Annotated in this window: 12 protein-coding genes and 1 pseudogene; 6 read left to right on the top strand and 7 right to left on the bottom strand. The window is 69.9% G+C overall.

All coding sequences use genetic code 11. From position 1 onward, the window contains the following. Positions 1-232 precede the first annotated feature (232 nt). The 5 genes from CCL05_RS13565 to CCL05_RS13585 all read right to left on the bottom strand — a co-directional run bounded on the left by CCL05_RS13565 (position 233) and on the right by CCL05_RS13585 (position 5154). Positions 233-574: a hypothetical protein gene (locus tag CCL05_RS13565; protein WP_086560753.1), complete on the bottom strand. Its 342-nt coding sequence runs from the start codon at positions 572-574 to the stop codon at positions 233-235. Positions 575-670: 96 nt separating this feature from the next. Continuing rightward, positions 671-919: a DUF6458 family protein gene (locus CCL05_RS13570; RefSeq protein WP_010032488.1), complete on the bottom strand. Its 249-nt coding sequence runs from the start codon at positions 917-919 to the stop codon at positions 671-673. 86 nt (positions 920-1005) lie between these two features. Continuing rightward, complete coding sequence (locus CCL05_RS13575; protein WP_086560754.1) at positions 1006-2304, bottom strand: M18 family aminopeptidase; 1299 nt, start codon at positions 2302-2304, stop codon at positions 1006-1008. Between the two features lie 76 nt (positions 2305-2380). Continuing rightward, a complete protein-coding gene (locus CCL05_RS13580) occupies positions 2381-4207 on the bottom strand; it encodes an acyl-CoA dehydrogenase (RefSeq protein WP_086560755.1) in 1827 nt (608 codons plus the stop codon). 134 nt (positions 4208-4341) lie between these two features. Beyond that, complete coding sequence (locus CCL05_RS13585) at positions 4342-5154, bottom strand: intradiol ring-cleavage dioxygenase (protein WP_086560756.1); 813 nt, start codon at positions 5152-5154, stop codon at positions 4342-4344. A 121-nt stretch (positions 5155-5275) separates the two neighbouring features. Between CCL05_RS13585 and CCL05_RS13590 the strand changes: the two genes are divergently transcribed. Continuing rightward, a complete protein-coding gene (locus CCL05_RS13590) occupies positions 5276-5740 on the top strand; it encodes an SseB family protein (RefSeq protein ID WP_086560757.1) in 465 nt (154 codons plus the stop codon). Positions 5741-5789: 49 nt separating this feature from the next. On the opposite strand, the gene CCL05_RS13595 is transcribed toward CCL05_RS13590, so the two are convergent. Next, complete coding sequence (locus CCL05_RS13595) at positions 5790-6527, bottom strand: TetR/AcrR family transcriptional regulator C-terminal domain-containing protein (RefSeq protein ID WP_086560763.1); 738 nt, start codon at positions 6525-6527, stop codon at positions 5790-5792. Between the two features lie 142 nt (positions 6528-6669). On the opposite strand from CCL05_RS13595, the gene CCL05_RS13600 reads away from it, so the two are divergent. From CCL05_RS13600 to CCL05_RS13610, 3 genes are all read left to right on the top strand, one after another. Next, positions 6670-8169, top strand: a complete 1500-nt coding sequence (locus CCL05_RS13600; protein WP_086560758.1) for an MFS transporter — start codon at positions 6670-6672, stop codon at positions 8167-8169. Between the two features lie 170 nt (positions 8170-8339). Next, positions 8340-9317 carry a pirin family protein gene (locus CCL05_RS13605; protein ID WP_086560759.1) on the top strand — a complete coding sequence of 326 codons (978 nt, stop codon included), beginning with the start codon at positions 8340-8342 and terminating at the stop codon, positions 9315-9317. Positions 9318-9382: 65 nt separating this feature from the next. Further along, on the top strand, positions 9383-10477 hold the full coding sequence (locus tag CCL05_RS13610; RefSeq protein WP_086560760.1) for an AI-2E family transporter: 1095 nt from the start codon (positions 9383-9385) through the stop codon (positions 10475-10477). Here CCL05_RS13610 and CCL05_RS13615 read toward each other — a convergent pair. Beyond that, complete coding sequence (locus CCL05_RS13615) at positions 10432-12570, bottom strand: SpoIIE family protein phosphatase (protein WP_086560761.1); 2139 nt, start codon at positions 12568-12570, stop codon at positions 10432-10434. The two genes, CCL05_RS13610 and CCL05_RS13615, sit on opposite strands and share 46 nt — an antisense overlap. Before the next feature lie 157 nt (positions 12571-12727). Here CCL05_RS13615 and aspS point away from each other — a divergent pair, with 157 nt between their 5' ends. Together aspS and CCL05_RS13625 are read left to right on the top strand one after the other, a co-directional pair. Continuing rightward, positions 12728-14491: an aspartate--tRNA ligase gene (gene aspS, locus CCL05_RS13620; RefSeq protein WP_086560762.1), complete on the top strand. Its 1764-nt coding sequence runs from the start codon at positions 12728-12730 to the stop codon at positions 14489-14491. A gap of 117 nt (positions 14492-14608) precedes the next feature. Continuing rightward, positions 14609-14879: pseudogene (locus CCL05_RS13625) on the top strand (dioxygenase); the annotation flags it as partial.

The following is a 14879-nucleotide window of genomic DNA, read 5'->3' on the forward strand; positions in this document are numbered from 1 at the left end:
CCCGCCGCCGGCGGCGGGGGCGGCAGGGTGCTTCTCGGAAGCGCTCAAGGCTCAGCTCCATTGCATGGCAAGGGATGTCAGGGAGCCTCCGCTGCAACGGCGGTGCTCGCGCGTTGCAGGCGCCTCGCTTCGCGCGCTGATAAAACTACTGATCCGATGAGGGCCCACCAAGCTCATTACCGCATCCAGTCGAAACTGATCCATGTTGATCGAAAACGACTGGGTCAGGGCATCATGAAATCAACTGGCCGCGCGCCTCGGTGTAGTTGTCGAAGAGCCGGGGCAGCGGGCTCTGGCCGAGCTTGTCGAGGGCGGCGAGGGTCGACGCGACGGTCACGGTCTGGCCGAGGGCACTGTCCTTCTCGATCACGAACACGAACTCGTTCTCGGACGTCGGCAGCCGCCGGGGCAGCGTGATGAGCCCGAGCTTGTCGAGTTCCTTCGAGATCTCGTCACAGAGCTCGGCGCTCAGCCGCTGCCGCTCCGGCGCCGCGTACTTCTTGATGAAGCGCATCGAGAGCCGCTTGATGCCGTGATCCACCTCTACGGCGTGCGCGATAACGGTGAAGTCCATAACTCAGCACATTACTGAGTTAGTTGCTGAGATGAGTGGGTGTTTCCTCGAAAGCCTTCCCGGGCTCGACGGCCCGGGGTGCGGGCCCTGGTGGCCCTACACCCCGTAACCGTCGCTGTAGCCGTCGCGCGTGTGGTGTCGTCCGTCGTCCACGACCGGCGTCGTGGGCGGCACCACCACACGCCGCCGCCTGGCGATGCTGCTGAACGTCGTGACGCCGATCAGTCCGACGATCATCAGGATGATGCCGACGAGGTCGAGGTTGACCCCCTGCATGTCCCAGTCGGTCGCGAACGTGAGGATGGCTCCCACGGCGATGAGGATGATGCATCCGCCGAGGCCCATGAGTGTCGCCTCCCTGTACGGTCCGGTCGTTCCGGTCCGCACACCGGGTACCCCCGAGGGGAACACCCATGCGGTGACGGCCCGTTCTACCTCTCGAGGAACGCCGTCAGCGCGTTCGCGAGCAGGAACGGGTCGTCGGCGCCGCACAGTTCGCGTGCGCTGTGCATCGACAGGATGGCCACGCCGATGTCGACGGTCCTGATGCCGTGCCGGGCGGCGGTGATCGGGCCGATCGTGGTGCCGCAGGGCATGGAGTTGTTGGAGACGAAGGACTGGAAGGGCACGTCGGCCGCCTCGCAGGCCGCCGTGAACTCCGCGCGGCCCGAACCGTCCGTGGCGTAGCGGTTGTTGACGTTGACCTTGAGGATCGGGCCGCCGTTGACGCGCGGGTGGTGCGTCGGGTCGTGCCGCTCCGCGTAGTTGGGGTGGACGGCGTGACCCGTGTCGGAGGACAGGCAGACCGTACCGGCGAAGGCGCGGGCCCGGTCCTCGTAGGAGCCGCCGCGCGCGAACACCGAGCGTTCCAGCACGTTGCCGAGCAGTGGCCCGTCCGCGCCCGTGTCGGACTGGGAGCCGTTCTCCTCGTGGTCGAAGGCGGCCAGGACCGGGATGGACGCCGGCTGGGACGCGCCGGAGGCCACGGCCGCGAGGGCCGCCGTGCCGGCGTGCACCGACAGCAGGTTGTCCATGCGCGGGCCGGCCAGCAGGTCGAGGTCGCGGCCCAGGTAGGCGGGCGGTTCCACGGAGTGCGTCATCAGGTCCCAGCCGGTGACCTCGCCCGCCGGGATGCCGGCCGTCTCCTCCAGGAAGGCGATCAGGTCGCCGTCGCGGACGTCGTGTCCCAGGCCCCAGACCGGCTGCATGTGGCGCTGCTTGTCGAGCTTGAGGCCGTCGGCCGTCACCGAGCGGTCCAGGTGGATGGCGAGCTGCGGGACGCGCAGCAGCGGCCGGTCGACGTCGACCAGGCGCGTCGAGCCGTCGCGCAGGGTCAGCCGGCCCGCGAGGCCCAGGTCGCGGTCCAGCCAGGAGTTGAGCAGCGGCCCGCCGTAGATCTCCACGGCCACCTGGCGCCAGCCGTGCGCCCCGCTGTCGGGGAGCGGCTTGACGCGCAGGTTGGGGGAGTCGGTGTGGGCGCCGACGATCCGGAACGGCGTGTGCGGCGCGGCGCCCTCCGGCACGTACCAGGCGACGATCGCGCCGCCGCGCAGCACGTACTTGCCGCCGCTCGTCCCGTCCCAGGCGTCCGTCTCGGCGACCTGCCTGAAGCCTGCCTTCTCCAGCCGCTCGGCAGCTGTGGCCACGGCGTGGTACGGCGAGGGGCTCGCCGCCAGGAAGGTCATGAGGTCGTCGGTGTGGCCGCGGTCGAAGCGGGCTGCTTGGGTCATGGCTTCACCTTAACGACGGACGAGGGCCCGTTCCCGGCGTAAGGGAACAGGCCCTCGAACAGAGGACGTGAGAGATCTAGAACGCGGCCTCGTCCAGCTCCATCAGGTCCAGCTCGACGCCCTCGGCGACCTTGCGGGCCAGGGTGACGCCCGGCAGGACGTTGGCCGCGAAGAACTTCGCCGCGGCGATCTTGCCGGTGTAGAAGGCCTTGTCCTTGGCGGAGGCGGTCTCCAGCTTCTCGGCGGCGACGGCGGCGCCCTTGAGCAGCAGGTAGCCGACGACGACGTCACCGGAGGCCATCAACAGGCGGGTGGTGTTGAGCCCGACCTTGTAGATGTTCTTGACGTCCTGCTCGGTGGCCGCGAGGTCGGTCAGCATCAGGCCGACGATGGCCTCCAGCTCGACCGCGGCCTTGGCGAGGTGCTCGCGGGCCCCGGCCAGCTCCTCGCCGCCCGTGCCGAGGGCGAGGAACTTCTTGATGTCCTCGGCGAGGGAGTTCAGCGCGGCGCCCTGGTTGCGGACGATCTTCCGGAAGAAGAAGTCCTGGCCCTGGATGGCCGTGGTGCCCTCGTAGAGGGTGTCGATCTTGGAGTCCCGGATGTACTGCTCGATCGGGTACTCCTGGAGGAAGCCGGAGCCGCCGAAGGTCTGCAGCGACTGGGCGAGCTGCTCGTAGCCCTTCTCGGAGCCGTAGCCCTTGACGATGGGCAGGAGCAGGTCGTTCAGCGCGTGCTCGGTGGCGGCGTCCTCGCCGGCGGCCTCCTTGATCTGGATCGCGTCCTGGATCGAGGCGGTGTACATCACCAGGGCGCGCATGCCCTCCGCGTACGCCTTCTGCGTGATCAGCGCGCGGCGGACGTCCGGGTGGTGGGTGATGGTGACCTTGGGCGCGGTCTTGTCCATGAAGTTCGCCAGGTCCGGGCCCTGGACGCGCTCCTTGGCGTACTCCAGCGCGTTCAGGTAGCCCGTGGACAGCGTGGAGATCGCCTTCGTGCCGACCATCATGCGGGCGAACTCGATGATGCGGAACATCTGGCGGATGCCGTCGTGCTTGTCGCCGATCAGCCAGCCCTTGGCGGGGTGCTGGTCGCCGAAGGTCATCTCGCACGTGTTGGAGGCCTTCAGGCCCATCTTGTGCTCGACGTTGGTGGCGTAGACGCCGTTGCGCTCGCCCAGCTCGCCGGTCTCGAAGTCGAAGAGGTACTTCGGGACGAGGAAGAGGGACAGGCCCTTGGTGCCGGGACCGGCGCCCTCGGGACGGGCCAGCACGTAGTGGAGGATGTTCTCCGACATGTCGTGCTCACCGGACGTGATGAAGCGCTTCACGCCCTCGATGTGCCAGGAGCCGTCCTCCTGCTGCACGGCCTTGGTGCGGCCGGCGCCCACGTCGGAGCCCGCGTCGGGCTCGGTGAGCACCATCGTGGAGCCCCACTGCTTCTCCGTGGCGATCTTGGCTATGTGCTTCTGGACCTCGTTGCCCTCCTCGAAGAGGATGCCGGCGAAGGCCGGGCCCGAGGAGTACATCCACACGGCCGGGTTGGCGCCCAGGATGAGCTCGGCGTACGCCCAGATCAGGGAGCGGGGCGCGGTGGTGCCGCCGATCTCCTCCGGCAGGCCGAGACGCCAGTACTCGGAGTCCATGAAGGCCTGGTAGCTCTTCTTGAAGGAGGCCGGGACCGGCGCGGTGTTGGTCTCCGGGTCGAAGACCGGCGGGTTGCGGTCGGCGTCGGCGAAGGACTCGGCCAGCTCGTTCTCCGAGAGGCGGGTCAGCTCCTCCAGGATGCTCTTCGCGGTCTCGACGTCCATCTCCTCGAACGGGCCGGTGCCGTACACCTTGTCGCGCCCGAGTACTTCGAAGAGGTTGAACTCGATGTCGCGGAGATTCGACTTGTAGTGCCCCATGGCGACGGCTCCCGGCTCCCTAGAGAGATCGGCGAGGCACTGGATCCTCGCGCTAGTTCACGTACCAACAAGTAGCTACGATGATGCTACCCGCCAGTAATAAGACGCAACCCCTTCCGGTCATCTGTGACAGGTCACACCGGAACGGTCAAGGTCGCGGTGTAGCCGTCCCCCGTACCGCCCGTCATCGCCGCCAGCTGCCGGTCGTGGCCGTCGCTGAAGATGCCGTCGTCTTCCAGGGAGAGGCCGCTCAGGTTGCGCACGCTCGCGCCGTAGCCGTCCGTGGCGTACACCGCGTCGCAGACGTCCTTCGGGAAGGCGAGCTGCGAGGTGTTCGTGATCGACGTGGCCGCCGTGGCGTCGGCCAGGCTGTCGTAGACCTCGAAGTGGAGGTGCGGCCAGCGGCCCTGGTAGCAGCCGGGGAAGATGCTCGCGAACGTGACCTGGCCCTTGTCGTCCGTCTCCTGGACGCCGCGCAGGTAGTTCTCCTCGGTGACGCCGTCGGAGTAGAGGGAGTAGGCGCCCTCCCGGTCGCAGTGCCACACGTACACGGCGGCGCCCTGCTTCGGGATGTCGCAGCCGGAGGCCGCGTCCACCACCGTCAGGATGATCGTCAGGGGGACGCCCTCGGCGGTGCCGCCCGCGGAGTCGCCGAAACTCCGCGTGATGTCGCTGCGGACGACCCCGCTCTCCTTCAGTACGTTCACCCCGTTCGAGCCGTCGCCGGGGAAGGGCCCGGCCGTCTCCTCGGGGATCTCCGCGCACCCGGCGGCCGAAGCGGAGGAGGAGGGGGACGCCGTGGTCTTCTCCTCCGCCGTGCAGCCCACCAGCGGGACCATGCTCGCGCCCGCCATCAGCCGGATCATCCGGCGGCGGGCGAGGACGGGCAGGTCGTGGGAGAGGCCCCCGTCGTGCTCGTGCGGGCCTTCGTCGTGGCGTCCGTTCATGGTCCGACGCTACGAGCGGCGGGCCCGGCGATCCACGAGCCGGCGCTGTCAACTCGCTGTCGGTTTGCCGGGCCTGCCGTACCGGCCCGATCGCCCGGCCGCGCTCGGTACTCTTGCGCTCATGTACGGCTACGACCAGACAGCGGGCCCGCAAGGGCAGTACGCCCCTCCGCAGCAGCCGATGTCCGGCGGGTACGGACAGCAGCCGCCGCTGTACCCCGAGCCGTCCCCGCCCTCCCTGACGGACGCGGTGCGCGCGTTCACGACCGGGCAGATGTCCGCCGAGGACTTCCAGCAGGTCTTCGCGACGTCGAAGGTCTACTGCCCGCGCGGCGACAACCCCGGCTTCCTCGCCCTGCACAACACCCAGCAGCCGGTGATCCCGATGTTCAGCACGCTCAAGGAGCTGCGCCGGTACGCGGGCAAGGAGTCCAAGTACTTCGTGATCACCGGCGCCGAGGTCCTGGACCTGCTGCCGACCGGCTACGGCTTCGTGCTGGACATGGAGGGCGAGCACCGCATGGTGTTCGACGCGAAGGCCGTCGAGCAGATGGTCGAGTTCGCGATGCGCCGGATGTATGGCTAGACGCCATTGCTTCGCAGACGGCTAGGGCGTTGTCGGACAGGCGCCGCCCTCACTTCGGCAGGCGCAGCGCCAGGCCGTCCAGGACGACCTCCAGGCCGTAGGCGAACTTCGTGTCGCGCAGGGCGGCGGGCTCGGTGGTGGCTTCCTCGACCTCCGCGTGCGGAATGGCCAGGTGGGTGTGGTCGGCCGCGGCCCGCTGGGCCGCGGGCATGAGGCGGGCGATGAAGCCGGCCTCGGTCTCGCCGGACCGGGCGACCGTGGTGAGCCAGGCGGCCTCCGCGTTGCTCATGCCCATGACGTACGAGAAGACGGTCTCGATCGCACGGCTCGGCTCGGGGAACCCCGCCGCGGTGAACAGGGCCGCGAGGCGCTCGGAGAAGCTCATGTAGTTGGGCCCGAGGTAGGCGAGCCCGGCCTGGCCCAGGACCAGGGTCAGCCAGGGGTGCCGTAGGGCCGTCGTACGGAAGGACTCCGCGGCCTCGGTCACCGCCGCGCGCCAGTCGGGGCTGTCGGCCGGCGGGACGTGGATCTCGGCGGCGACCTCGTCCACCGCGAGTTCCATCAGTTCGTCCTTCGTGGCGACGTGCCGGTACAGCGAGGTCGCGCCGGCGTTCAGCCGGGCACCGAGCTTGCGCATGCTGAGCGCCTCGATGCCGTCCGCGTCGAGCATCGCGACCGCCTCGCGGACGATCGCCTCGCGGCTGAGCGCGGGCTGGTCGGTCCGGCGCTGCTCACGGGCCCATACGGACGGGATCGGGTTCTTGTCCGTCGTCCTGCCCCGGTTCATCGGCTCCTCCTGCTGGATCTCCGGCACCTTCGTGCGAACAGCGTGCGCAATCAGCGTACAGAACTTCAGTGTTGCGCACACTGTTCGGCTGTGCGTACAGTGTTCGCAACGAAGGAACGGTGTTCGCGGGAGGGGAACGAAAATGGACACTCGCAATCCACGCCGCTGGTGGATCCTGATCGTGCTGTGCCTGAGCACGCTCGTGCTGGTCGTCGACAACATGGCGCTCACGGTCGCGGTGCCCGCGCTGACCGAGGACATCGGGGCGAGCGCCCAGGACATGCAGTGGATCCTCGACTCCTACACGCTGGTCTTCGCCGGGCTGCTGCTGACCTCGGGGAGCCTCGGGGACCGGTTCGGGCGCCGGAGGGTGATGCTGATCGGCCTGCTGCTGTTCGGGGCGGCCTCGCTGGGGGCGGTGTTCTGTTCCACCCCGGGCGAGCTGATCGCGGTGCGGATCGCGATGGGGGTCGGCGGAGCGCTGATCATGCCGTCGACGCTGTCGATCCTGATCACCGTCTTCGACGAGGACGAGCGGCCGAAGGCGATGGCGGCATGGGGTTCGGTGTCGATGCTGGGGCTGGTGGGCAGCCCGGTGCTCGGCGGGGTGCTGATCGACCACTTCGCCTGGCAGGCGATCTTCCTGATCAACGTGCCGATCGTCGGGCTCGCGCTGCTGGCCGGTGTGCTGCTGATGCCGGAGTCGAAGGCGCCGTGGCAGAAGCCGGACCCGCTGGGCGCGGTGCTGTCGGCGGTGGGGATGACGGCCCTGGTGTGGTGGATCATCGAGATTCCGCAGCACGGCGCGTTCGGCGGCCGTTCCCTCCTCGTCCTGGCCGTCGCGGTGGTCGCCCTGGCCGGTTTCGTGGTCTGGGAGAACGTCACCCGCTCGCCGATGGTCCCGCTGGTCCTGTTCAGGCATCGCAACTTCAGCGGGGGTTCGCTCTCCCTGGCGCTCGTCCAGATCGGCAACGCCGGCCTGCTGCTGGTCCTGACCCAGTACCTCCAGTTCGTCCTCGGCTGGTCCGCGGTCAAGGCGGGCCTGGCCTTCCTGCCGCTGGCGGTGGCCGCGCTGGCGGGCAACGCGGCCGGGGCGCAGCTCGCCGTGAAGGCGGGCAACCGGTTCGTCATCCTCGGCGGCATGCTGCTGATGGCCGCCTCCTTCGGGCTGCTGACCACGCTCGGCGCGGACAGCGGCTTCACGGTCCCGGCCGTGGCGCTGGGGATCCTGGGACTCGGTGCCGGCCTGGCGATGCCGGCCGCGGTGGCCGCCCTGATGAGCACCATCCCCCAGGAGCAGGCGGGCGTCGGCTCGGCCCTCAACGACACCGTCCAGCAGTCCGGCACCGCCCTCGGCATCGCGATCCTCGGCTCGCTGCTCTCCGGCGGGTACGCGGACGAGATGCCGGCCGGTGCCCCCGAGCAGGCCAGGGAGTCCATCGGCGGGGCCCTGGCTCTCGCGGGCGGCGACTCGGGTCTGGTGCGGGCGGCCCGGGAGGCCTTCACGGCCTCGATGTCGACGACCTTCACGATCAGCGCGGTCGGTGTCCTGGCCGCGGCGGCGGTGGCCACGGTGGTGATGCGGGACCGCGCGCCGGAGCCGGCCGGGGCCGCCGGCGAGGAGCGTGAACTGGTCGCCTGACCCGAACGGACGAAGGCCGGTGCCCCGATGCGGGGTGCCGGTCTTTCGCCGTGCCGGTCTCCCGTGGTTCGCTGCGCCGTCGCCCGGGAATGCCCGTCCGGTTTTCTTCGTTAGGGGTGGCAGAAAGTTCAACGCTCAACTAAACTGGGCGTACACGAGGAGGAACCGACATGCCTGCTGTGACCGTCGAGAACCCGTTGACGCTGCCCCGCGTGACCGCGCCGACCGATGCCGTGGCACGTCCCGTGCTCGCTGTCACGACCGCCCCGAGCGGTTTCGAGGGCGAGGGCTTCCCGGTGCGCCGGGCGTTCGCGGGGATCAACTACCGCCACCTCGACCCGTTCATCATGATGGACCAGATGGGTGAGGTGGAGTACGCGCCGGGCGAGCCCAAGGGCACGCCGTGGCACCCGCACCGCGGCTTCGAGACCGTCACGTACATCATCGACGGGATCTTCGACCACCAGGACTCCAACGGCGGTGGCGGCACCATCACCAACGGGGACACCCAGTGGATGACCGCGGGCTCGGGTCTGCTGCACATCGAGGCGCCACCGGAGCATCTCGTCATGTCCGGCGGGCTCTTCCACGGTCTCCAGCTGTGGGTGAACCTCCCCGCCAAGGACAAGATGATGGCCCCGCGCTACCAGGACATCCGCAGCGGCTCGGTCCAGCTGCTCAGCACCCCCGACGGCGGCGCGCTGCTGCGGGTCATCGCCGGTGAGCTGGACGGGCACGCCGGCCCCGGCATCACCCACACCCCGATCACGATGGTCCACGCGACCCTCGCCCCGGGTGCGGAGCTCACCCTGCCGTGGCGCGAGGACTTCAACGGCCTGGCGTACGTCCTGGCCGGGCGCGGCAGCGTGGGCACCGAGCGGCGCCCGGTCCACATGGGCCAGACCGCCGTCTTCGGCGCCGGTTCCTCGCTGACCGTCCGCGCGGACGAGAAGCAGGACTCCCACACGCCGGACCTGGAGGTCGTCCTGCTCGGCGGGCAGCCGATCCGCGAGCCGATGGCCCACTACGGCCCGTTCGTGATGAACACCAAGGAAGAACTCATGCAGGCCTTCGAGGACTTCCAGAAGGGCCGGCTGGGGACGGTCCCGGCGGTCCACGGCATGACGGCGAGCGGCCCGCAGGGCTGACGGACTGTCACCCGGGCGGGTCGTCCTGACGGGACGGCCCGCTCCCGGCGTGGTCGGGTGGAGGGGTGCAGGACTCCGACCCGGCCGCCTCCGGGACCAGGCCGCTTCTCCCGGACCCCCTCCGGCGGCTCGGCGCCTGGTGCGCGCTCGTGCTGCTCGTGTCCGGAGTCGTCTACGTCGGGATCCGGCTGTGCGACGAGTTCCGGACCGCCGTCGTGCCCGTGCTGCTCGCGCTGCTCGGCACGGCCCTGCTCGGGCCCCTGCACCGGCGGCTGGTGAAGGCCGGGGTCCAGCGGTCGGTCGCGGCCGGGCTCACCTGTGTCGCCGTCGTGGCCGTGGTCGGCGGCGCCGTGTACATCGTGGTCGCCGCGCTCATCGACACCGGCGACGAGATCGTCGCCTCGCTCAAGGACGCCGCGCGGGGCATCTCCGCCCACTTCGGGGCGGCCGGGACCTCGCTGGACGACGTGGCCTCCAACGCCCGGGAACTCCTCGGCAAGTTCGGCGGCTCCGCCGCCTCCGGCGTGATCAGCGGGGTCAGCGTGGTCGGCGAGACCATCGCCATGGCCGTGCTCGCGCTGCTGCTCGTCTTCTTCTTCCTGCGCGACTCCGACAAGGCCGCCGGGACGCTGCGGGCCCTGGCCCCGAGCGGCTCGGCCGACACCCTGGAGGCCATGGCACGGCGGGCCTTCCACGCCGTCGAGGGCTTCATGCGCGGCACCACCTTCATCGCGCTCATCGACGCGCTCTGCATCACCGTCGGTCTGCTCGTCCTGGACGTTCCCGGGGCGGCCGGGCTCGGGGCGCTGGTCTTCGTCGGGGCCTACATCCCCTACCTCGGCGCCTTCATCTCGGGGGCCGTGGCTGTGCTGGTCGCGCTCGCCGACCGGGGGTTCGTCATCGCGCTGTGGGTGCTCGGGATCGTGATCGCGGTGCAGGTGCTGGAAGGGCACGTGCTCCAGCCGCTGATCCAGAGCCGGACCGTGCAGATGCACCCGGCGGTGGTGATGGTGGCGATCACGGCCGGGGCGTCGGTCGCCGGAGTGCTCGGGATGCTGCTCGCCGTGCCGCTCACCGCGGCCGCCTTCGGCGTCCTCCAGGAACTCCGCGACCGCTACGGCGACCAGGAACCGTCGCCCGAGCCGTCCACGGACTCGTAGAGCTCGAACCAGATGCTCTTGCCCTCGCCGCGCGGATCCACCCCCCAGGCGTGCGCGAGCAGTTCCATCAGCACCAGGCCGCGGCCGGACGACGCCAGCTCCCCGGGTCTGCGCTTGTGCGGCAGATCGTCGCCGGTGTCGGTGACCTCGATGCGCAGCCGCCGCTCACCCACCTCGCCGGTGATCTCGGCGACGAGCAGCGCGTCGGAGTCGGTGTGCACGAGGACGTTCGTCAGCAGCTCGGACAGCAGCAGTACCGCCGAGTCGTGCTGGTCGGGGGAGGTCCAGTCGTGCAGCAGCTCGCGCAGTTGCTGCCGGGCCACCGCGATCCGCTCCGGCTCGGCCTGCGCGACCGTCAGCATCGTGCGCCGCACGGGGATCCGCACGAGCACGGTGTCGCCGCAGCCGCACCCTTCGTCCTCCCGGCTCAGCAGCAGCAGCGCGATGTCGTCCTCGCGGCGGTCGATCAGCGGGCCGGTGGTGTGGTGCGACGACGGCCCGTGCACGGCCTGCACCAGGGTGTCGGCGAGTTCCTCCAGATCACCCTTGTGGTCCTCCAGGATCTCGCGCAGCCGCCGCCAGCCGGAGTCCAGGTCGTGGCCGCCGGTCTCGATCAGGCCGTCCGTGCAGATCAGCATGGTCTCGCCGGCCTCCAGGGCGAGCCGGGTCGTGGGGTAGTCGGCGTCCGGGTCGATGCCCAGCGGCAGGCCCCCCGCCGTCGGCCGCGTCAGTACCGTGCCGTCGGACATCCGGATCGCCGGGTCCGGATGCCCGGCCCGGGCGATGTCCAGCACGCCGTTCGCCGGATCGACCTCGACGTACACACAGGTCGCGAAGCGCGGGTCGGCGGGGTCCTCGTCGCTGATGCCGTGCAGGAAGCGGGACGCGCGGGAGAGCACGGCGTCGGGGCGATGCCCCTCCGAGGCGTAGGCGCGCAGAGCGATGCGGAGCTGGCCCATCAGGCCCGCCGCCCGCACGTCATGTCCCTGGACGTCACCGATGACCAGCGCGAACCGTCCGCTCGGCAGCGGGATCACGTCGTACCAGTCGCCGCCGACCTGGAGGCCGCCGCCGGTGGGGACGTAGCGGGCGGCGACGCTCATGCCCGGGATGCGCTGCGGGCCGAGCCTCGGCAGCATCGTGCGCTGGAGCCCGTCGGTCAGTGCCCGCTCGCTCTCGGCCACGCCCGCCCGGGTCAGCGCCTGGGCCAGCATCCGCGCCACGGTCGCCAGCACGGACCGCTCGTCCGGTGTGAACGCGACCGGGTAGGTGAAGGCCGCCATCCACGCGCCCATCGTGCGGCCGGCCACGGTCAGCGGCAGGAACGCCCAGGACCGGCGGCCGAAGCGCTGGGCGAGCGGCCAGGTCAGCGGGTAGCGGGCCTTGTACTGCTCGGGAGAGGACAAGTACACCGCGCGGCCGGTGCGCACCACCTCGGCGGCCGGGTAGTCCGTGTCCAGCGCCATGTCGGAGAACGGGCTGTCGTCGCCCTGCTGCTGCCCGTGGTGCCCGATGATCGTCAGGCGGTCGCCCGAGACCCCGAACACCGCCAGCCCGTCCGGCGAGAACCCGGGCATCGACAGATTGGCCGTGACCCGCAGGACCTCCTGCGTGGAGCGCGCCTCGGCCAGCGCCCGGCCCGCGTCCAGCAGGAACGCCTCCCGGGAGCGCCGCCAGTCGCCGGTGACCGCGCGGCGACCGGCCGGGGTGCCCGGCGTGGGCTCGGTGACCTCCTGGAGGGTGCCGATCATCCGGTACGCCTTGCGGGCCCGGTCGAAGGACGGCTTGGAGCGGCTGCGGACGACCCGGACGATACGGCCCTGCTCGTCCATGATCCGGATCCGTACCTCGGCGAGGGTGCCCTCGGCGACGGCGAGCTGGATCACGCCGGTGATCTCGTTCCAGTCGACCGGGTGCAGCCGGGCCCGGGCCTGGGCCTCCGTAAGGCTGACCTGCTCGGCGGGCAGCCCGAGCAACCGTGCCGCCTCGGCGTCGACCGTGACCAGCCCGGTAGCGGTGTCCCAGTGCCAGAGGCCGGTCGCGAGGGCTGCGAGAGCCTCCCCCACGGCGGGCAGGGGCTCGCCAGTGCGCATTGACCTACTTTAAGAAGAGGCCGCCGAACGCTGCCACCGAAGACTGAAGTGTGCTCGATCGTTAACTGAGGAGAGCCGATCTTCGCCTGGCCGGTACGCTGGGGACCAGTTTCACGTGAAACACAGACCCCGATCAGCGAAGACTGGATGAACGACGATGCATCGGTACAGGTCCCACACCTGCGGCGAGCTCCGCTCCTCTGACGTCGGCACCGACGTCCGGCTGAGTGGCTGGCTGCACAATCGGCGCGACCTGGGCGGCATCCTCTTCATCGATCTGCGCGATCACTACGGCATCACGCAGCTCGTGGCCCGTCCCGGCACCCCCGCCTACGAGGCCCTCGACAAGCTGTCCAAGGAATCGACCGTCCGTGTCGACGGCCAGGTCGTCTCCCGTGGCGCCGAGAACATCAACCCCGACCTGCCGACCGGTGAGATCGAGGTCGAGGTCGGCGAGGTCGAGCTGCTCGGCGCTGCCGCCCCGCTGCCGTTCACGATCAACACCGAGGACGGGGTCAACGAGGAGCGGCGCCTGGAGTACCGCTTCCTGGACCTGCGCCGCGAGCGCATGCACCGCAACATCATGCTGCGTACGGCGGTCATCTCGGTGATCCGGCACAAGATGACGGCCCTCGGCTTCAACGAGATGGCGACGCCGATCCTGTCCGCGACCTCCCCCGAGGGCGCCCGCGACTTCGTCGTCCCGTCCCGCCTGCACCCGGGCAAGTTCTACGCCCTCCCCCAGGCGCCCCAGCAGTTCAAGCAGCTGCTGATGATCTCCGGGTTCGACCGCTACTTCCAGATCGCGCCCTGCTTCCGCGACGAGGACGCGCGCGCCGACCGCTCGCCGGGCGAGTTCTACCAGCTCGACATCGAGATGAGCTTCGTCGAGCAGGAGGACGTCTTCCAGCCCGTCGAGAAGCTGATGACGGAGCTGTTCGAGGAGTTCGGCGGCGGCCGTCACGTCACCTCGCCGTTCCCGCGGATCCCGTTCCGCGAGGCGATGCTGAAGTACGGCTCCGACAAGCCCGACCTGCGCGCCCAGCTCGAACTCGTCGACATCACCGACATCTTCGAGGGCTCGGAGTTCAAGGCGTTCGCCGGCAAGCACGTGCGGGCGCTGGCGGTGCCGGACGTCTCCGCGCAGCCGCGGAAGTTCTTCGACCAGCTCGGTGACTACGCCGTCTCGCAGGGCGCCAAGGGCCTGGCCTGGGTCCGCGTCGCCGAGGACGGCTCGCTGTCGGGCCCGATCGCGAAGTTCCTGACGGAGGACAACGTCGCGGAGCTCACCAAGCGGCTCTCCCTGGCCGCCGGCCACGCGGTCTTCTTCGGCGCGGGCGAGTTCGACGAGGTCTCCAAGATCATGGGCGCGGTGCGGGTGGAAGCCGCCAAGCGTGCCGGGCACTTCGAGGAGAACGTCTTCCGCTTCTGCTGGATCGTCGACTTCCCGATGTACGAGAAGGACGAGGAGACCGGCGCGATCGACTTCTCGCACAACCCCTTCTCCATGCCGCAGGGCGGTCTGGAGGCCCTGGAGACCCAGGACCCCCTGGACATCCTCGGCTGGCAGTACGACATCGTCTGCAACGGCGTCGAGCTGTCCTCCGGCGCGATCCGGAACCACGAGCCGGAGATCATGCTCAAGGCCTTCGAGATCGCCGGGTATGACCGCGAGACCGTCGAGGAGAAGTTCGCCGGCATGCTGCGCGCCTTCCGCTTCGGCGCCCCGCCGCACGGCGGCATCGCCCCCGGCGTCGACCGCATCGTGATGCTGCTCGCCGACGAGCCCAACATCCGCGAGACCATCGCCTTCCCGCTCAACGGCAACGCCCAGGACCTGATGATGGGCGCGCCGACGGAGCTGGAGGAGGCGCGGCTGAAGGAGCTGCACCTGTCGGTGCGCAAGCCGCAGCCGAAGTAGGCGGCCCGTAGGGAGTGGCTCGGAACCGACGTTGGTTCCGAGCCACTTTCGTACCCAGGGCTCTTGCCCAGCTCTCACCCAGGTTCCTGACAGACAGGGTCCCTAGCTTCCCTTCCCATGACGGGACACGAAGCGGCCCAAGGGCCGGAACACAAGAGGGATCTGACACGCCGTAAGGTCGTCGCCGCGGGCGTCGGTCGGTCCAAGGCCACCGGGAGCGCGGGCGAGTCCTGCTACAAGCTGACCTCCGAGACCACCGAAGGCCCCTACTACATCGACGCGGACAAGCTCCGCCGGGACATCACCGAGGACCAGGAGGGCATCCCGCTCACCCTGCGCCTCAAGGTGATCGACTCCGAGACCTGCAAGCCCCTCGCCGACGCCGCTG

This window comes from Streptomyces africanus, from assembly GCF_002150735.1.
Lineage (GTDB): Bacteria > Actinomycetota > Actinomycetes > Streptomycetales > Streptomycetaceae > Streptomyces > Streptomyces africanus.